The organism is Paraburkholderia phytofirmans (genome assembly GCF_046028095.1).
GTDB lineage: Bacteria > Pseudomonadota > Gammaproteobacteria > Burkholderiales > Burkholderiaceae > Paraburkholderia > Paraburkholderia phytofirmans_A.
The window spans coordinates 315,475-335,003 of record NZ_JAQQDJ010000003.1 but is presented as its reverse complement, the minus strand read 5'-3'; the positions used below and the strand labels follow the sequence as shown (position 1 = coordinate 335,003).

Genomic DNA, 19,529 nt, shown 5'->3' with positions numbered 1-19,529 from the left:
GCAGCGGTGAGCGTGGCAGCCGCGACACATGGGTCGCGGTCTGAAGCTTATTCAAGCCGGGGATAACTATGTGAAATAGAGCGGGAAGGCGCGGCTGCTACAGCGCAAGCACCGTCACCCCCACTTCCACCCGATGCGCGCCACCACCCAGAATCATCCCGCGCAGCAACGACACATCGCTGTAATCGCGGCCAATGGCGAGCGTCACATGATCCATATCGGCAAGCACGTCATTGGTCGGATCGAGATCGATCCAGCCGCTGCCCGGGCAATACACCGAGACCCACGCGTGCGACGCATCGGCACCGATCAACCGCGGCTGTCCCGGCGGCGGATCGTTGCGCAGATAGCCGCTCACATAACGCGCCGGCAAACCCAGCGAGCGCAAGCAGCCGATCATCACCTGCGCGAAGTCCTGACACACGCCGCTCTTCAATTCAAAGGCGCGCTCGGCCGGCGTATCGAACATCGTCGCGGAAGGCTTGTAGGCGAAGTCTTCGTGAATGCGGTGCATCAGATCGATCGCGCCCGCGGCGACTGGCATGCCGGGCGGAAAACTCGGCAACGCATAGTCGCGCAGCGACGGCCGCGGCACGATATTCGGCGACGCGAAACAGAACTCCGCCTCGGGCCGGAACTGGCCGCCGACACGAAAGCGCAGCGCATCGGCCACCTCGTCCCATTCGGGCGTCGCCTCGGGATCGAGATCGGTCCAGCGCGGCATGAGCGCCACCGTGGTTTCGCTGACGAGTTGCAAGCGCTCATGCGGCGCATCCAGCGCGAAATACAGCACGTCGTTGCCGAATGCGTCGATCCGGCTATTCATATACGACGGTTCGGGTTCGATCTTTTCGCTGTGCGAGACGACACGCTGCCACGAACAGGCAATCGGCCGGATAGTCGCGAGATGCTGCGCGGTCTCTACATACGTGGAGTAGCGATAGGTGGTGCGATGCGAGACGGACAGCACGGTCGGCGTGTGCTTCATGACCACACCTGCGAGGCAACCGTGCTGGCGTGACTGAAATAGCGCGCGCTGATCTCATGCCCGGCCGCGCCGACGAATCCGGCGATCTGATCGCATACCGCAATCAGATTGGCGTACGTGCCGTTTTCGTCCACCTCGCACAGCGATTCCAACGTCGGCAACACATCGGTGGGCGCCATCAATTCGGCGAACGGACGATGCCGCGTGCTGCCCGCCGCCACGGCGATCTCATCGAGCTTCTTACGCAGACGCTCATACACGCCGTAAATGCCGCGCGGATTGGTCGGCTCGATGACCAGCAGGTCGAGCAAGGCCGGCACTTCGAAGCGACCTGGATAGAGTGAGCGATACGTCAGTGTGCTGTCGAACAACTGCAGCAGCAGATCGAAACCCGCGGGCGTAGAAAGCTGGCCTTTGTCGGCGACCACACGCAGGAACGAGGTCATCGCCGACACGCGTTCGATGTGGCGGCCCACGAACAGCAGACGCCATGCTTCGTCGCGCGTCATGCGATCGCCCTGCGCGCCGCTGATCGCCGACAACTGCACCGACAGGTGTTCAAGCGCGCTCATCAGCGTGACGCGGTCGTAGCGCTCGTAGCGTTCGCCACGGCCGTTACCGTTACCGTTAGCTTGTGAGGAAGATGAACCACCACCGTTAGCCGGCGCCGGCATCAACATCTGCAACGCGTCGCGGAAGTCGTTGCGCGCCGCGAGAATCGTGCGCCAGTGATCGTTCGACAGACGCCCGCGCACTTCGCCATTGGATCGCGCCTGCGAAGTCAGGTTCTGGCCGATGCTCGCGGCGCCGGTGCTCTCGATCAGGTTAGCGACCAGCGCGCGCTCGAAAGCTTGCGGCGAATGCGGCGCGAACATGTCGCCGGACTGCACGAGCCCGCAATGCAACGCGAGCTCGACCAGGGTCGGAAACATCGCGTCGGCATCGTTGCCTTCCAGCGAACCGAGAATCAGGCGCAACAGCCGCACATTGTTCTCGGCGCGTTCGCCGTAACGTCCGGCCCAGAACAGGTTTTCCGCCGCGCGGCTCGACACGGTGCGATGCTTGCGCGCAAGGTCGGCGGGCTGCATCGGCGAAGGCAGCAGCGTGAAGGTCGACGTCGGCTGGCTCGACAGCACCCATGTATCGACGCTGCTGCCGCCGTACTGCATGGACACCGTGGCCTGGCGTTCGGCGGCCATGCGGGTGAAGCCGCCAGGCATCACGTGCCAGCCGCCGTTGACGTCCGCGATCGCATAAAGGCGCAGCACCGACGGACGGCGGCCGACGGTGCCGTCTTCGTAACGCGGCGTGCAGGAAAAGCGCTGCGCCTGCTGGATCGTATAGGTGTCGGGCATGGCTTCGATCCGCTCGCGCCACGTCGACAAACGCTGCCGGCCTTGCTCCACGCCGGGCGGCGCGTCGCGCCCGGTGACTGGCCACGTCGGCACGATGAACGCTTCATCGAGCCGACGGAATGCGTGCTCGCGCGCCGCCTCCTCGCCGCACCACCATGTCGCCACGCTCGGCAACACGAGGTCTTCATCGAGCAGCACTTCGGCGATGCCGGGCAGAAAACCGTGCAACGCCGGCGATTCGACAAAGCCCGAACCCGGCACGTTCGAGACGATCACATTGCCCGCGCGCATGACCTGCAACAAGCCGGGCACGCCGATGCTCGAATCGGCGCGCAGTTCGACCGGGTCGCAGAACGCATCGTCCAGACGCCGCAGCACCACGTGCACGCGTTCGAGACCGGCGAGCGTCTTCAGATACAGCTTGTCGTCGCGCACGGTCAGGTCTTTGCCTTCGACCAGCGTCACGCCGAGGTAGCGCGCCAGAAACACGTGCTCGAAATAGGTCTCGCTGAACGGTCCCGGCGTGAGCAAGGCAATATGCGGCGAATGGTCGGCGCCGTCGCTCTCGTGACGCATGGTGGCCTGCGCCGCCTGCACGAGCGTCGCGATCAGCTGCGAGTAGGTCGGCGCGAGCCGGCTCACGCGCAGCGCGCGGAACGGATCGGCGAACAGCGTCGAGACGATCAGGCGGTTTTCCAGCGCGTAGCCGAGACCGGACGGCGCCTCGGTGCGATGCGCCATCACGGTCCAGTCGCCGTCGGGCGTGCGCGCCAGGTCCACCGCGACCACTTGCAGAAACTGGCCGCCCGGCGGCGCGTAGCCCTTCACCGAGCGCAGATAGCCGGGGTGGCCGAACACCAGTGCGGGCGGCAATTGCCCGCGCTCCAGCAAGGTTTGCGGCCCATAAATATCGGCGACGATCGCATTGAGCAAATGCGCGCGCTGCGTCACGCCGCGCTCGATATGCGCCCACTCTTCCTCGCTGATCAGGAACGGCAGCAGGTCGAGCGCCCAGGGCCTCGGCTCGCCGTTGTCCGCGTAGACGTTGTAGCTGATGTCGTTGTCGCGGATCTGCTGCGCGACCGAGGCGAGGTGATCGTCGAGCCGCGCGATGCCGTCTTCGCCGAGCCGCTCGAAGAATTGCCGCCACGGTTCACGCAGCGCGCCCGAGGCGTCGCGCAACTCGTCCCAATGTCCCTCGTGGGCCGGCAGCAGGCGCAGCAGGGACGAAGCGTCCGCGCGCGCCGCGGACGTCTCGAAGGGAAAAGTCGATTGAAAGGCCAAGGTCGTGTCGTTTTAAGAGTGTGCTGGTTTCACCAGTACCGCAGATCCAGTGTGAACGGAAACTCCAGACTGCGGTGCGGTGCATCGACCGTGAGCGGCCCCGGCGTATGACCCGACGCGAAGAAGCGCGCGCGCCGCCGGCTTTCCGCCTCATAGGCGTTCACCGGGAAGGTCTGGTAATTGCGCCCGCCCGGATGAGCGACATGATACTGGCATCCGCCCACCGAGCGGCCGGCCCATGTGTCGACCAGATCGAAAGTGAGCGGCGCGTCCACGCCGATGGTCGGATGCAGCGCCGACGGCTGCGACCACGCGCGAAAGCGCACGCCGGCCACATATTCGCTGACGCGGCCGGTCGGTTGCAACGGGACCGGCACGCCGTTGACGGTCAGCACATGGCGGTTGTCGTTCAAACCGAGCACGCGCACCTCCAGCCGCTCCACCGACGAATCCACGTAACGCACCGTGCCGCCCGGCGAGCCCTCCTCGCCCATCACGTGCCACGGTTCGAGCGCATTGCGGATGGTCAGCGAGACGCCGTTCACCGTCGTTTCGCCGACCAGCGGGAAGCGGAACTCGAAGTGCGGCGCGAACCAGCTGCTGTCGAACGCGTAGCCGGCGCGATTCAGTTCGCCGAGCACGTCGTCGAAATCCATCTTCACGAAGGTGCCGAGCAGGAAACGGTCGTGCAGTTCGGTGCCCCAGCGCGTGAGCCGCTGCGTGTACGGCGTGTGCCAGAAACGCGCCACCAATGCGCGCAGCAGCAGTTGCTGCACCAGACTCATGCGCGCGTGCGGCGGCATTTCGAAGCCGCGCAACTCGAGCAGGCCGAGGCGGCCGGTCGGGCCATCGGGCGAATAGAGTTTGTCGATGCAGAACTCGGCGCGGTGCGTGTTGCCCGTCACGTCGATCAGTATGTTACGCAGCGAGCGGTCGATCATCCACGCCGGCAGATTCGCGCTGTCGCGGCCGCCGAGCATGTCGATCTGCCGCTGCAACTCGCGGAACGCTACTTCGAGCTCGTAGACCTGATCGTTGCGCGCTTCGTCGATGCGCGGCGCCTGGCTGGTCGGTCCGATGAACAGGCCGGAGAACAGATACGACAGCGACGGATGGTTATGCCAGTAGGCGATCAGGCTCGCGAGCAGATCGGGACGGCGCAGGAACGGACTGTCGGCGGGCGTCGCGCCGCCGAGCACGAAGTGGTTGCCGCCGCCGGTGCCCGTGTGCCGGCCGTCGGTCATGAACTTCTCACTGCTGAGATAGCTTTCCGCCGCCGACTGATACAGATACTCCGTGTGATCGACCAGCTGATCCCAGTTCGCCGCGGGATGAATGTTGACTTCGATCACACCGGGATCCGGCGTGACCTGCAGGATTTTCAGGCGCGCATCGCGCGGCGGCGGATAGCCTTCGAGCACCACCTGCATGCGCAACTCGGCTGCGGTCGCCTCGACGGCGGCGAGCAGATCAAGATAGTCGTCCAGTTCGGTGAGCGGCGGCATGAACACATGCAGCAGCGTGCGGCCGCTGCCGAACGCTTCGGTTTCGGCCTTCGGACCGGCCGCGCGTTTCGGGTCGCGCGCTTCGACGCAAATCGCCGTGCGAATCGTTTCCTTCGACGACTGCCCGCGTTTGGGCGGCGCCTCTTCGCCCGGTTGGCGTGCATACGCCAGCACACCGCTACCGGGCATGCCGCTCAGCAACTCCGCCGCCGAGGACGACAACGCCGCCGCGCGCCGCGCATCGGCGGGGCTCATGCTGCGCTGCTCGCCGTCGTATTGCATGCGCAACTGCGCGGCCGGACGCAACGGCACGGGCGGTGCGAACGGATCATGCGCGTGCTGGTACGGATAGTCGGTCTTCGACACCCACGGCAGCGAATCGAGCGGCAAGCGGTACCCCATCGGCGAATCGCCGGGGATCAGGAACATGCGCTCGTCGCGGAAAAACCAGCGGCCGCTGACCCATTGCGGCGGCTCATTAGGGACATCGCGTTCGCGCGCGAGCGGCAGCACGAAACCGGTCGCGCCGCCAAGGCCCGCGTCGAATACGCGGCGCAGGCGCACGCGCTCGAGTTCGTCGTCCAGCCGCGCGTCGAGCGGATCGACGTTGACCGGCAGACGGCGCTCGCGCCACAGGTAGTACCAGACATCTTCGAAACCGGGCTGGATGCAGTCCGTGTCCAGCGAGAGCTTGTTCGCGAGATGCGCGAGGAAGCGTTGCGCGTCGGCTGCCGTGTAGGTGCCGGGCTCGCGTTCGTCCGCGAACAGCGACGGATCGTGCCAGCAAGGCTCGCCGTCGGCGCGCCAGTACAGCGACATCGCCCAGCGCGGCAATTGCTCGCCTGGATACCACTTGCCCTGGCCTATATGCAGGAACCCGTTCGCGCCGTAGCGCGAGCGCAGCTTGTCCATCAGCGCGACGGCGTAGCCGCGTTTGGTTGGGCCGAGCGCGTCGGTGTTCCATTCCGCGGCATCGCGGTCGCGCACCGAGACGAAAGTCGGCTCGCCGCCCATCGTCAGGCGCACGTCCATGTCTTGCAGTTGCTGGTCGACCTGCGCGCCCATGTTCAGCACGTCGGCCCACACCGCTTCGCTGAACGGCTTGGTGACGCGCGGCGTCTCCAGAACCCGTTCGATCGACATCGTGTGTTCGAACTCGACCTCGGATTCGTCGACGGCGCCGGAGATCGGCGCCGCGCTGCCCGGTTCGGGCGTGCAGGCGACGGGGATATGCCCTTCGCCCGCCAGCAGCCCGGAGGTCGGATCGAGACCGATCCAGCCCGCGCCCGGCAAGTAGACCTCGCACCACGCGTGCAGGTCGGTGAAGTCGACTTCGGTGCCGCTGGGGCCGTCGATCGATTTGACGTCAGGCGCGAGTTGCAGCAGATAGCCGGACACGAAGCGCGCCGCCAGCCCTAGCTGCCGCAAGGTCTCGACCAGCAGCCAGCCGGAGTCGCGGCACGAACCCGCGGCGCTCACGAGCGTTTCCTCGGGCGTCTGTACGCCGGGCTCCATGCGGATCAGGTAGCGGATCTCGCGTTGCAGGCGTTGATTCAGGCCGACGAGGAAATCGGCGGTGGCGGCCGGCGTGCGGTCGATACTCGCCACGAACTCGGCGAAGCGCGGCGTCATCGGCCGCTTGACGCGGTAGGGCGCGAGCTCCAGCGCAAGGCCAGGCGAATACTCGAAGGGAAACTGCTCGGCCGAAGGTTCGAGAAAGAAGTCGAACGGGTTGTAGACGGCCATTTCGGCGACCAGATCGACGGTCACCTTGAATTCGCGCGTCTTCTCGGGGAACACGAGCCGGGCCTGGTAGTTGGCGAACGCGTCCTGCTGCCAGTTGATGAAGTGTTCGGCCGGCTCGACCCGCATCGAATACGACAGGATCGGGGTCCGGCAATGCGGCGCAGGCCTGAGACGCACGACCTGGGGCGACAGTGAAACCAGCCTGTCGTAACGGTAATGTGTGACATGATGCAACGCGACGCGTATGGACACACCGGACTCCTGGACGAAGGATGGCAGCCCGCCAAAAAGCAAGCTTCATGCCGTTTGTTGAACGCTTGTTGAACAAGTGCGAAAAACCGCTCGAATTGCCTGTACTGCCCGGATCATCGCCTGCTGTGAAGTTTGCCGCGCTCGGCCGACCGTCCGGTCGATCGAACCAGGCGCCCTTTCACTACCGTTTTCAAGGCCGCGCACCAAAGCGGCGCAGCGCCGATGCACGATCATGCACGTAATGTGCGTTAAACCAGTGACGTCTGGCAAATGCGGCATAAAGATTGCGACGTAGCGTCTTCTACGACTGCCCTCTCACCTCCCAGACTCCACCGATGAAAACCTTCCACTGCAACCATTGCTCGCACCTCGTCTTCTATGAAAACGTTCGCTGCGAACGTTGCGAGTCGTTGCTCGGCTATGTGCCCGAAGTGGCGGAAATCAGTGCGTTCGAAGATGCCGGCGAAGGCCGCTGGCGCAGCCTGCATCCGGACGCCGAAGGCGCGCTGTTCCGCCAGTGCCACAACTACGCCGTCGAAAACGTCTGCAACTGGATGATCCCCGCCGACTCGCCGGACCAGCTATGCCGCGCCTGCCAGCTGACTCTCACCATTCCGAATCTGAGCGCGCCCGACAACCGGCTCTACTGGTATCGGCTGGAAATGGCCAAACGCCGTCTGCTCTACACGCTGGCCGAACTCGGCCTCGACGTGAAGTCGCGCCAGGCCGACCCCGAGCACGGCCTCGCGTTCGAATTCCTCGAGGACGGCGGCGACGGTTCGCGCGTCATGACGGGCCATGATAACGGGCTCATCACGCTGAACATCGCCGAAGCCGACGACGCCTACCGCGAGAAAGTGCGTACCGCGATGGGCGAGCCCTACCGGACCTTGCTCGGTCATTTCCGGCACGAGACCGGGCACTACTACTTCAGCCAACTGGTGGAGAACAATCCGCGCTGGCTCGAGCCGTTCCGCAAACTGTTCGGCGACGAAAGCGTCGACTACGGCGAGGCGCTGAACGCCTACTATCGCGACGGCGCTCCGGCCGAGTGGCAGGCGTCGTTTATCAGCGCGTATGCCACCATGCATCCTTGGGAAGATTGGGCCGAGACGTGGGCGCATTACATGCTGATCGTCGACGTGCTGGATACGTCGACTTCGTACGGCGTGGCGCTCCTGCCCGACGACCCGAGCGAGCCGACGCTGACGGACCGCACGCCGGTGGAAGACGCGAGCTTCGAGAATCTGATGAAGCGCTGGTTTCCGCTCACCTATGCGTTGAACAGCCTGAATCGCAGCCTCGGCATGCCCGACGGGTATCCGTTCACGCTGGCCGCGCCGGTGGTGGAGAAGCTGCGCTTCGTGCATCGGGTGATCCAGGGGGCCGGCGATAAGTCGCAGCCGAGAGAAGCGGCGACGCCGCCGGGTCAGGCGGCGGTGGTGCCGGTGCAGGTGCCAGAGGCGCAGGCTGAGGTGGCGCAACCGGTGGAGGCGGCGAATGCGGCGCCGGGCGATGCGACTGGAGCGCCGGCTGCGCAGGCTGAGCCGACTGCAGTTGAAGTCGCAACGTCGGCGACAGCGCCTGCGACTCAGGACGGGGAGCAGGCGCCCGCGCCGATCGAGGCTCCGCCTCCGCCACTGCAACCGCTGGACGCAGCGGCTCCGCCGCAGCAACCCGTGACGTCCGAGCCACCGTTGCAAACCGCGCCTGTCGCTGTTCAGCCGGCCCCGGCCAGGCGGGCCGCAAGACGACGCTAACCGGTGGTTCGAAAGCAAAGCCGCATGGCGGCGAAATCGACTGCTAGAACCGCGTCACTCAACCTCCCTCGCGCGAAGCGCTGCGCCAACGTCTGATCGACGGGAAAGCGGTTGAGCGTATTTTCGAGGAACGCCCCGAAGCGTTCGGTGAAGGCGTGCTGAAGTTGCTGAACGGTCTCGGCAAAAAGTAAGCGAATCGACCGCATCAAACGGACGGGCCGCGACGGAAGATATTCCGTCGCGGCCCGTTTTCACATCCGTCGGCTGCCGCCTTGCTCAATACGCGACGTAAGGTCCCACTCCGCCGGGCGTCGGCTGCTGCTCGACCGCGGCGTACACATTGCGGCCGTAAAAGAACGGCAAGCCCCAATCGAAGATCGAGGACGTGACGAACGCCGGTCCCGCCAGAAGCGGCAGCGCCGAATCGCCGCTGTACGTCTGCGCAATCGTCGTCGCATTGCCGACGCTGAAATTCACCGCGCTCGTGGTGCCGTTCACGCCCTGGATCATCGCGCTCAATTGCTGGGTCGATACCGGGCAGTAGTACGAATTGTTGGGACTTGCGCAGACCGGCAGTGCACCGGTCTGGAAGAATAGGCCGGTCGAGCCGCTATCCAGAATACTGCGCGAATACGTGATGCCGTTCTGCACGGTCGTGAAGGTGCCGTTCGACGGACTGACGCCGATTACCTGCGCGCCTCCCAGCGTATTGTTGGTCTGCGTGCCGATGCCGAATATCAGCTGCCCGCTGACCGATTGCGCGCCGCCCGATACCGTCGGCAGGCTCAGCAGCGAACCGTTGTTGTCGGTGGCGAAGTACGGAACCGGATTGGCCACTTGCAGTTCTTCAGCGAGCGGAATCGACGTGCATGACGCACCATTGCAGCCATAGTACGTGCCGGCCAACGCCTGCTGCACGCAGTTCGCGCCGCAATCGTGCTTGAACACGCCGATGCCGAGAATACCGTTGGCCTGCAACGTGGCCGGCGTGTTGCGCGATGCGCCGAAGTTCGCGCAATCGGCGGGCAGCGTTGCGTAGTTCGGGTCGATCACCTGGATCGGCAGCGACGCGGCTTTTTCGCCGGCAATCTGCAAGTCGGCCAGCTTGACCGGGCCCCACGTGTAGCCGTCGAAAAACTGCATGCACTCGGCGACCAGATGGCCCGATGCGTCCTTCTGTTGCGGCAGCGTCATCGAAGCAGGCAACTGGGACGCGAACAGGCGCACGCCCCACGACCCGGTATCGACCAGCACATGATCGATGGTTTGACATTGCGTCGTGCCCGGCGCGCAGATGGTGAGGCTGACGAACGGCATGTTCGGCACATCGCTTACGCCGGAATCGACCGTTACGCGCACAGCGTTCGCAGCCAGCGCTTGCGACAACGGCGCGGTGTTGGCCACTGACGGACCGGACGAGGCACTGGTCGAACCGTTGGTGCCGGCCGCACTGCCCGAGCCGCTGGAGCCGCCGCCCCCGCCGCCGCACGCACCGACGAGCAACGCGAGCAGCGCCGCGCACAGCAAAGTTTTGAACGAAGACATAAGGCGCATGGTCCGCTCCGTTATTGAATGACGCCGGCATCGACGCCCGCGGGCACCGCTTGCGGCAGATAGGCATGACCGGAGAACGCCCGCAGATGCCCGCCGGAGTACACGACCAGGTCGCTGTTGGAGACCGCGAGCGGCGTACCGCGGCGCGTCGTGGTGGCGGCCACGTACGCGTCGAACGAAGTCCCGAGCATGGATTTCAGATCCGGCAGCGTCGGCCCTTCCCACGCGACACCGAACACGATGCCGTTGCGCGCGACGTACTCGCGCACCAGCGTGCCGGACGGCAGCGTCAACAGGTGCACCGAATACGCGCTTTGCGTAGTGGCCGTGTGAGCCACCGCGCGCAAGCGGGACTGATCGCCGTCGACGGTGCTGACGTTCTGGCCGAGTGTCGCGTGCGCGGCAAACGACAGCGCGCAGCTTGCCCCGAGCATTGCGCGAGCAATGCGGGAATAGAGCATCGGTCTCAAGTGAGTTCCTTCGAGGTGAAACGCTCGTGACCTGGCATCGAGCCGCTCACGAACGGGAAACTAGGGGCGCACGCCGCCGGTGGTGCCGTGCTGCATTCACACTGGTTGGGCTGCGTGAATGCGTCTACGGAGTGGCGGCGCGAAACTTTAGGCATCGCGGCAAAGCGCGCCAATTGTTTGCGGAGGGATTTAAACCTTTGCGCCGCGCGGCGTCGTTCGGGTCTGTTTGATATTTCAGGACCAGATCACCAAGGGGCGGCGCTTGAGCGCGCGTTTTTGCTTCGGAGCTCGTTTAAAGCGAACAGTGAAACGCAATGCCGATGATCGACGCAGAAAAAATTCATGCACCGAGCATTGCCGCGACGAATGTAAGCAAACGCTGAAAAGATCAAACAAAATGCCGCTTTTTGTCCGACAATACAAGATCCTAAAAGGCCTTTTGTATGACCAGATAATCGATGCGTTAATCGTGATTTCAAAATAAAAATGCCGCGGATAACTCGAAGGTTATCTGCGGCATCGGTGGTTCGAACGTAACGCGTCAGCGATTCGACGCATCAACGCCCGTTACTTTTTCTGCTGCTGCAAAAGCGATTTAAGCTCCTGCACATTTTCTTCTACGCGTTTTGCGATCACCGCATACGACTCAGCTTGCGTCTGATACGCCGCTTGCGCCAGTTGCTGCATATCGGCAAGCGACTTGTGCAGACTCTGCTGGATCAACTCGGCAGCTTTGCCCGAAGGCGCGGCACCGCCGGCCGACAACTGGCCCGTCAGCGACTGCAATTCGCTCAAGGTCGAGCGCAGCATGTCGGCCTGTTTCTGCGCGAGCGACTGCATCCCCTGGAAGGCAGTCTGATTCGCCTGAACCAGTGCTTCCATGTCCTTGCGTCGCGCTTCCATGATGGCGGGTACGTCGAAGCCGGGGAGCTTGAACTGCTCCAGCATTTTGGTGAGATCGCCAAACGGATTGGCGGCGTCAGGTCGGTCCATGCGAAATCCTCCTTAACGGTTGAATACTCGCCGGCGGTGCATCGCCGCGTTATGTCTGCGTGACGCATGCACTGGCGGCGCAGCGTGCGCCGTGCGTCCGCAGGAACGGACGGGTTCTGGGGTCGGACGGCACATCGTCCAATCATGCGCCATCCGGAAACAATGCGCCAGCGGGCACACCCTGGCTCCGGCGATGCCGTCGGCGGAACTTGCCGGACCGGCCGCGCGTCGTGAAAGGCGGGGTAAGTTACAGGGCGGCTTCAGTAACCCTACGAATCGGCAGGTCGACTATCGTTGCTCATGTGCCGGCGCACCGTAGCGCCGGACCTGTCTCGATGGGAGCGAGTTCATGAAAAAATCGATCTTGAGCGCGGTGCTGAGCGCCGTTCTGACTCTGGCCGCGACGACCGCGTTTGCCCAGGAAGCGCCGCCGCCCGCGGCCCCTTTCTCGCACGGCGAGCCGCAGCACGGCGACGGACCGCCGCCGCATGGCGGGATGGGTCCGATGGGCCCCGGCTTCGCAGTGATCAACGATCTGGAACAGTTGCGCCGCCTTTATGCCATGAGCGGACATCAAGGTGAAATCATCGCCGTGTATCACGATGTGCTGAACAAGACGCAGGATCCGATGCTGCGTCACTACGTGTACGACTCGCTGGCTCGCGAGCAGTTGAAGCCCGCCAATCCCGACCAGGCGATCGCGACGCTGCGCACCAGTCTGTCGGAAGACCTCGCCGCCGCGAACAAGGCGCCGCACGGCGGGCCGGGCGGGATGCCGCCGCCGGCTCAGGCGCAGTAATTCTCGCGACGGCGTCGCGGCGCAAGTCTCGGCGCGACGCCGTGCATGAAAGACGTGATGGGTCTATGCGGTGCTTCAGCGCCGCGTGGCTCGCTAGCTGAGTGACAAACCGACACGCACGCAGGCGCACTTCGCGCACGGGCGTTTTTGCCGCCAAACCAACATATGCGCGGCAACTTGTACGTAGGCGCTTCCGCTTGGAAGCGCTCCCGCCTGCGCGCCGTCTAACCATTCAGCATGCTGCGTTAGCTTTCCCACATTGCCGCTTCACTGACCACTTCTCATCTTCCGTCAGGTGATTAGGATATGAGCACTGCAACACTGGTGCTCTGGTGAAGAATGCGCTACCCGCTGAATCTGGCCGTCGCCGCCGTTTTACTGGTTTTTGTCCTCGGCTGCATCATCAAGCTTGCCTTGAACTGATGGCCGATACGTACGGCGTCACCCGCACCGTTGCACGACCGCGCGCCGCTTGCCGGCGAGGTCGATTCCCATCCGCACGTCCTCCTTTTTCCCGCCACGTCCGCTGACTCTCGCGACACGCGAAAGCCCCGCGCGACAACGCATCGCGCCATGACATAGGACGAAATAATTGTTGAATGGAGTTCGGGAAGTCACACGCCCATACTTCGTTTCGCTGCCGGTGCGTACGAAACAAAACGCATGAGATCAAGGGTGCTTCACGTGCGAGACGTTCGCCGATGATCAACGATCCTACGGTTGCCCGATCATCGAGAGAACCGTTCGAACATTCCGGCACCGCGTGCCGACGACAGGATCAACAATGTTGCCTACTTCAATGAAATCCCTCAGAAAAAATGCCGCCCGTCTGGCGTGCGTGACGATGGTCTTTTGCAGTGCGCTGCTGACCGGCTGCGCCGGCAGCAGCATCAAGGATGCGAGCGCGGCGAGCACGCCCGTCCAGGTGCGCCCGGACAACATCTATGTCTGCACCTTCGACGCCAATCCGGATCAGGTCAAACTGGACGGCGGCATGATGCAGAAAGTGAAGACGCAGCTCGAAGGTTCGTCCGCAGCGCAAAAGCAGGCCGCCGATGCCGCCGAAGTCCGCGAGCAGGTCGCCAACGAAATCGTGCATCAATTGCAGTCGATGGGTCTGCGTGCGATCCGCTCGGATATCCCCGCCCCCGCTGATCAGAATGTGCTGCTCGTACAAGGCAGCTTCGATACGATCGACTCGGGCAATCGCCGTCGCCGCATGTTGATCGGCCTCGGTGCGGGCAAGAGCCAGGTCAGCAGCTCGGTGCAGATTCTGTATAAGCCCGCGGGCGGCACGCCGCGTCTGGTGCAAACCTTCACCGCCAACGCCGACAGCGGCAAGGCGCCGGGGATGGTCGAGACTGCCGGTGTGGGCGCGGCGGCCGGCAGTATCGCGACATCGGCGGCGGTGGGTGGCGGTCTGCACGCTGCATCCGAAACGAAACGCGCCGGTGTATCAGCGGACGCGAAGCGCCTCGCCGATGCGGTGGCCAAGCAGATTGGCGAAATCGGTGTGAATGGCGGATGGCTCTCGACGGAACACATCAAAGGTTGATAACGCATTATCCGGCGTGTTGAACCGGAAGAATCATGAACAGCGCGCGGCAGAGTTGGAATTCGATCCGACTCTGCCGTTCGCTTTTCAGGCCTTCGTTTCAGGCCTTCTCATAACGCAGCCACACTGCGCCGTGTTCCTTTTGCTCAACGGACGTGAGCTTCAGATACGCGGGCGCTTGCCACTTCTCCATTGCCACTTCGAACGACGAAGGATGTTCGCTGCGGCCATCCACAAGCGGCAAAATCAACACGCTCACTTCGTCGACGAGACCGGCGTTCACGAACGCGCCGCTCACATGCGAACCGCCCTCCACGATCAGCTTCTTCACACCGAGTTCACGCGCCAGTGTTTGCACGACCTTGCCGAGATCGAGTTCGGTCTTGCCGCCGAACACGTATGACACGCCGATCGATTGCAGGTAAGCGAGGTAGTCGTCGGCAACCTTTTCGGTCAGCACTTCGATCACGTGCGACTTGAGCGCGGTGTTACTCTTCCACGCCACGCGGCCCTGCGGGTCGATAGAGATCGCATACTGATCCGCTTTGCGTTCGACGAAGTGATCCGTGCGCGGCACGGCGCCCTTGGCGAGCCCTTTCGGATAATCCGTGCCGTGCGCAATTTCTTGCATGGTGACGCGTCCGCAGACCCAGCCGTCGGCTTCGAAAGTGGCGGCCGTGTTTTCGTACAGGTCCGAGGCGTAGTCGAGGTGCCAGCCGTCCGTCAGGCTGCGGCCGTCGAGCGAGGACATCATGTGAGCGACGATATAAGGGTTCATGCGTCAAGCCTCCGTGTCAGGTCAATGAGAAGACCTTGCAGCAAGGGCCGTTCCGCAACCGCGTTGATTGCTTGCTGACAATGCACATGAAATCCGTCGCGCCGCGCGACCAGCGGATCAGTAAAGGCCGCCGTGATGCGGCGCAGGTCGCGCATCGGCCATCGCACGTAGCGACTCCAGTCCACGGCTGATCCAGCTTTTGACCGTGCCGATGGGTGCATCGAGCGTATGCGCGATCTCCGATTGCGACTGCCCCCGGAAATAGGCGAGCGCGATCGCCTGACGCTGAACCGGAGCCAAGCGGCCGAGATAGGAGGACAGACGCTCGGCGTCCAGCGCGAACTCCTGCCAGAAGTTCACGTCGGCGTCGCTCGCGGCGATGCGCTCGTCCAGCTCGTCGACATACACGCCGGAGTACGGATTGCGCCGCAAATAATCGAGCGCCTGATTTTTTACGATGGTCGACATCCACGTGGAGGGCGAAGCCTTGCCCGGGTCGTACGAACCGGCAAAGCGCCAGATTTTGATGAAGCCGTCCTGCACCACTTCTTCGGCCGATTCGCTGGTGCGGGTGACGCGCACCGCGAGGCCGAACAGCGACGGCGCCGACGCCCGGTACAGCGCCTCGAACGCGCCGGCTTCGTGCCTTGAAACGCGCTCGAGCAGCGCCGCGAGATACGCGCTCTTCTGATCCAGTGCGGACGCGCTGACGGTCGCGTCGGTCGAAGCATCATGTGACATTGCACATCCTCCGGGACGGTGCGCGCGCTATTCCTGACCGGCCTGCGGCGACTGCGATCCTGCAAACCAGCCCTCTTCCCGCGCGACACGTTCGAGCGCCGCCTCGACCATCGCGCAAGCCCGGTTGCTGACGTCGCCCAGATAGCGGTGCAGCGCGGCGTCCTGCGCCGAGCGCGACGTGCACGCGTCGCTGTAGCGCTCGAACGCCGAGAGCTTCATGACCAGTTCCGCCAGGTGACGCGGACATTCGCACGCGATCGTCGAAGAACGGCCGGCAATCATTTCCAGCTCGCGGTCGTCGTAGCGACGGCGCACGCGCGACCACACGGCGTCGTCGCCGATGCGTTCCTGAATGCGCACGCGTTCGCACAGGTCGCCGAGCATCTGACGGAATTCGGTCCGGCTGTCGGGCTCGCGATAAAGACGCACGCCCGCCACGCGCAGAATCTCCGCCGCCGGGCCAGTGCCGAAGCTGTAGACGACCGCGATGGCTTTCGCGCGGACCGCGTCGCCGAGCGCGATGATCTGCGACGCGATGTCTTCCTGGAGTGAGTCGACGCTGACCAGCAAGGCGTCGATCGGCGCGCCGCGCTCTGCGCTCGTGCCGCCACCTGCCGCGGCGATGGAGAGATCGGCAAACGTGATCAGCTCGTTCACGCCATAGGGCCGCAAATCGACGCCCGACGCCCGAAAACGCTGCGCAAGACTGCCGCCCACGAGGGCGAGCCGGAGATCGACGGACTCGACCAGCGGGAGGTCAGTCGCGCTGCCGCTCTCGCGTCCGCTGCGCGCAGCGAGAAATTGCAATTGCTCGCGATCGAGCCGTGCGATCGCGCCGATCGCGTGGCCGCGGCTTACCAGCAGTTTGATCAAACTGAGTCGCCTGACGTCGTCTTCTGTGTAGAGACGCTGGCCTGACGCGGTTTTGGCCGGCCCGACCACGCCGTAACGACGCTCCCAGATCCGCAAGGTCGTAACCGGCATCTTGGCGAGGCGCGCTGCCTCGCCGCTTCTGTAGCCCTGTTGAGCCGGTTGTTGCTCGTCAGACGAAGTCATCATGAAACCCTAAGTGATTCAATTATCGATTCAAGCATACTTCATTTCGGGTCAAACGAAACGATTTAGCGACTCAGAATCAATTATTGAAACGGTATTTTTGATGCACTATGATGTCTTGACATCACTCCCGCAGTTCATTTCCTCGGCCCGACGACTACTCAAGACGCCCGTGTGGCGCGGCCAGCGGCCGCGCCGGCCAGCGTCGCACAGCGATTCAAGCCATCCAGGTCAATGCATCGTGAAGACTTCTGACTCCCGCCCCCATATCGCGGTCGTCGGCGCAGGCATTGCCGGTCTGTCATGCGCCACGACTCTGCGCGCGGCAGGCTGCCGGCTGCGCCTGTTCGACCGCAGCCGCGGCCCGGCCGGCCGCATGAGCGCACGGCGCGACGGAGACTGGCAGTGCGATCACGGCGCGCAATACTTCACCGCCCGCGACCGCGCGTTTCGGGCCGAAGTCGCGCGCTGGCAGAAAGCCGGCGCGGCGGCGGCGTGGCCCGCGCGCCTCGCCGTGCTGGGCGCACCGGGTTCGGCGGCGCACACCACGCGTATCGAGCGCTTCGTCGGCACGCCGCGTATGAGCGCGCCGGCGCGGCTCCTCGCCGAGACGCTGCCGCTCACCACTCAGTGCACCATCGAGAAAGTGCTGTGCGAGCCGCAAGGCTGGCGGCTCTGGTCGGCCGAGCACGGCGTGATCGACGACGAATTCGACGCGGTCGTGCTCGCCATGCCGGCGCCGCAAGTCGCGCCGCTGCTGCACGCGCCGGCGCCCGAACTCGCGATGATGGCGCGCGCGACGGTGATGCGCGCGTGCTGGGCGCTGATGCTGCGCTTCGACGGCCGCGTGCCGCTGGCGTTCGACGCCGCCTTCGTCAATCACGGGCCGCTTCGCTGGATGGCGCGCGACAGCAGCAAGCCCGGGCGCGGCGGTCCGGAAACCTGGCTGCTGCACGCCACCGCGGAGTGGAGCGAAGCGCACCTCGACACGCCGGCCGAGCAGGTGGCGGCCGCCATGCTGGAAGCCTTCCAGCGATGCGGCGGACCGAGGCCGGCGGCGTGGACCGCGCACCGCTGGCGTCACGCGGATGTCGCGCCCGACGGCGACCCCGCGCCGGGTTACGTATGGCGCGACGTGGATGGCTTGGGTCTGTGTGGCGACTGGCTGAACGGCGGCCGAGTGGAAGGCGCGTGGTTGAGCGGCAGAGCGCTCGGGCATGAGATGCTGCGGGCGCTGCAGTCGGTTTAGCGATTGGAAGCGCGACACAAAGCGGCTGAGCATTCCGCGCGGAATGCCGCGAGCTCCGTAATCGGTCTAAAGGTTGTAATGCGGCGTCGGGGAGCAGAGCACTCAGTGCGAAATATCGCGCGCGCTGCAGTCGGTCGAGTGCGTGCCGCAGGACGCGGAACCACACGCTCCACCTAGAAGCGCGAATGAAACGCGCCGCCTACCCCGACGCATAAAGCGGCGGAGCCAGGCGGCGCAATTGGCACACCAAACTCGACGCGAAAACTCAGCCGCTTACGCGACCTTATACCGCTCCAGCCAATGCGCGTAAGGCGCCGGCAACGTCCACGACGGACGCTCGATACCAAGCTTTTTCGCCGCATGATACGGCCAGTGCGGGTCAGCCAGATGCGCACGGCCGACCATCACCAGATCCAGTTGCCCGTCCTTCACCGAACGATCCGCCAGTTCCGGCGTGTCGATACCCCACGCCGACGAGACCGGAATCCCAGCCTCGCGGCGCACACGCTCGGCGATCGGCGCGAGAAACGCCGGTGCCCACGGAATCGCCGCTGTCGGCGTCGAGAAGCCGACGCTGACGCTCAGCATGTCGAGGCCTTCGCGCTTGAAATTCTTCGCCAGTTCGATCGATTCGACGAGGGTTTCCTCGTCGCGGCCGTCGTACTCGATCACGCCGAAACGCGCCGTCAACGGCAGATGCTCCGGCCACACCTTGCGCACCGCCGCCAGCGTTTCGAGCAGGAAGCGGCTGCGGTTCTCCAGGCTGCCGCCGTAAGCGTCGTCGCGCTGGTTGGAGTGCGTCGAGAAGAAGCTCTGGCCGAGATAGCCGTGGGCGAAATGCAGTTCGAGCCATTCAAAGCCCGCGTCACGCGCACGTTTCGCGGCGGCGACGAAATCTTCGCGAACGCGCGCGATGTCGTCGAGCGTCATGGCTTTCGGCACCTTCGGCAGATTGCCGCCGAACGCGATCGCCGACGGCGCGATGGTTTGCCAGCCGCGGCTGTCGTCGTCGGCGATGTGGTCGTCGCCTTCCCACGGACGGTTGGCGCTGGCTTTGCGGCCCGCGTGGCCGATCTGGATGCCCGGCACCGAGCCGGCCGCCTTGATCGACGCCACGACCGGCGCGAAAGCCTGCGCCTGCTCGTCCGTCCAGATGCCCGCGCAGCCCGGGGTGATGCGGCCTTCAGGCGACACAGCCGTCGCCTCGACGATCACCAGACCCGCGCCGCCGCGCGCCAGACCAGCCAGGTGGATGCGGTGCCAGTCGTTGATCACGCCGTCTTCGGCGGTGTATTGGCACATCGGCGGAATGGCGATCCGGTTGCGCAGGGAAACGTCTTTGAGCTTGTAGGGCTGGAACAGTGCGGACATCAGGCTAAACTCCTCTGGACTTGCTTGTACGGTAGTTCGATAAACATCGAATAACGAAGTATCGCAGAAACCT

Annotated in this window: 13 protein-coding genes and 1 pseudogene; 4 read left to right on the top strand and 10 right to left on the bottom strand. The window is 64.3% G+C overall.

All coding sequences use genetic code 11. The features are described from left to right. Positions 1-97: 97 nt before the first annotated feature. Genes PQR54_RS10410 through PQR54_RS10400 form a run of 3 tightly spaced genes read right to left on the bottom strand, consistent with a single transcriptional unit; the run spans position 98 to position 7,130 of the window. A complete protein-coding gene (locus tag PQR54_RS10410; RefSeq protein WP_408245297.1) occupies positions 98-988 on the bottom strand; it encodes a transglutaminase family protein in 891 nt (296 codons plus the stop codon). Further along, entirely contained in the window at positions 985-3,627 is a 2,643-nt protein-coding gene (locus PQR54_RS10405; protein ID WP_408245296.1) for a circularly permuted type 2 ATP-grasp protein, read from the bottom strand. Before PQR54_RS10405 ends, PQR54_RS10410 begins: the two co-directional genes overlap by 4 nt. A 29-nt stretch (positions 3,628-3,656) precedes the next feature. Then, positions 3,657-7,130, bottom strand: a complete 3,474-nt coding sequence (locus PQR54_RS10400; RefSeq protein WP_408245295.1) for a transglutaminase family protein — start codon at positions 7,128-7,130, stop codon at positions 3,657-3,659. Between the two features lie 335 nt (positions 7,131-7,465). Here PQR54_RS10400 and PQR54_RS10395 point away from each other — a divergent pair. Beyond that, positions 7,466-8,530, top strand: a pseudogene (locus PQR54_RS10395) (zinc-binding metallopeptidase family protein); the annotation flags it as partial. Positions 8,531-9,166: 636 nt separating this feature from the next. On the opposite strand, the gene PQR54_RS10390 reads toward PQR54_RS10395, so the two are convergent. The 3 genes from PQR54_RS10390 to phaP form a co-directional block, all read right to left on the bottom strand. After that, a complete protein-coding gene (locus tag PQR54_RS10390) occupies positions 9,167-10,444 on the bottom strand; it encodes a DUF3443 domain-containing protein (protein ID WP_408245294.1) in 1,278 nt (425 codons plus the stop codon). Between the two features lie 11 nt (positions 10,445-10,455). Then, positions 10,456-10,905, bottom strand: a complete 450-nt coding sequence (locus tag PQR54_RS10385) for a DUF2844 domain-containing protein (RefSeq protein WP_408246043.1) — start codon at positions 10,903-10,905, stop codon at positions 10,456-10,458. A 576-nt stretch (positions 10,906-11,481) separates the two neighbouring features. Continuing rightward, a complete protein-coding gene (gene phaP, locus PQR54_RS10380) occupies positions 11,482-11,907 on the bottom strand; it encodes a TIGR01841 family phasin (RefSeq protein WP_408205019.1) in 426 nt (141 codons plus the stop codon). A gap of 349 nt (positions 11,908-12,256) precedes the next feature. On the opposite strand from phaP, the gene PQR54_RS10375 reads away from it, so the two are divergent. Together PQR54_RS10375 and PQR54_RS10370 are read left to right on the top strand one after the other, a co-directional pair. After that, positions 12,257-12,706 carry a hypothetical protein gene (locus PQR54_RS10375; protein ID WP_408245293.1) on the top strand — a complete coding sequence of 150 codons (450 nt, stop codon included), beginning with the start codon at positions 12,257-12,259 and terminating at the stop codon, positions 12,704-12,706. 799 nt (positions 12,707-13,505) lie between these two features. Further along, entirely contained in the window at positions 13,506-14,261 is a 756-nt protein-coding gene (locus tag PQR54_RS10370; protein WP_408245292.1) for a DUF4410 domain-containing protein, read from the top strand. A gap of 100 nt (positions 14,262-14,361) precedes the next feature. Here PQR54_RS10370 and PQR54_RS10365 read toward each other — a convergent pair whose 3' ends face one another. The 3 genes from PQR54_RS10365 to PQR54_RS10355 all read right to left on the bottom strand — a co-directional run bounded on the left by PQR54_RS10365 (position 14,362) and on the right by PQR54_RS10355 (position 16,839). Beyond that, on the bottom strand, positions 14,362-15,039 hold the full coding sequence (locus PQR54_RS10365; RefSeq protein WP_408245291.1) for a dihydrofolate reductase family protein: 678 nt from the start codon (positions 15,037-15,039) through the stop codon (positions 14,362-14,364). 117 nt (positions 15,040-15,156) lie between these two features. Then, a complete protein-coding gene (locus tag PQR54_RS10360) occupies positions 15,157-15,780 on the bottom strand; it encodes an RNA polymerase sigma factor (protein ID WP_408245290.1) in 624 nt (207 codons plus the stop codon). Between the two features lie 27 nt (positions 15,781-15,807). Further along, positions 15,808-16,839 (bottom strand): MerR family transcriptional regulator, encoded by a 1,032-nt coding sequence (locus PQR54_RS10355; RefSeq protein WP_408245289.1) that lies wholly within the window; start codon positions 16,837-16,839, stop codon positions 15,808-15,810. Between the two features lie 238 nt (positions 16,840-17,077). On the opposite strand from PQR54_RS10355, the gene PQR54_RS10350 reads away from it, so the two are divergent. Next, positions 17,078-18,085 (top strand): NAD(P)/FAD-dependent oxidoreductase, encoded by a 1,008-nt coding sequence (locus tag PQR54_RS10350; protein ID WP_408245288.1) that lies wholly within the window; start codon positions 17,078-17,080, stop codon positions 18,083-18,085. A gap of 273 nt (positions 18,086-18,358) precedes the next feature. On the opposite strand, the gene PQR54_RS10345 is transcribed toward PQR54_RS10350, so the two are convergent. After that, complete coding sequence (locus PQR54_RS10345; protein ID WP_408245287.1) at positions 18,359-19,456, bottom strand: NADH:flavin oxidoreductase/NADH oxidase; 1,098 nt, start codon at positions 19,454-19,456, stop codon at positions 18,359-18,361. Between the last annotated feature and the right edge of the window lie 73 nt (positions 19,457-19,529).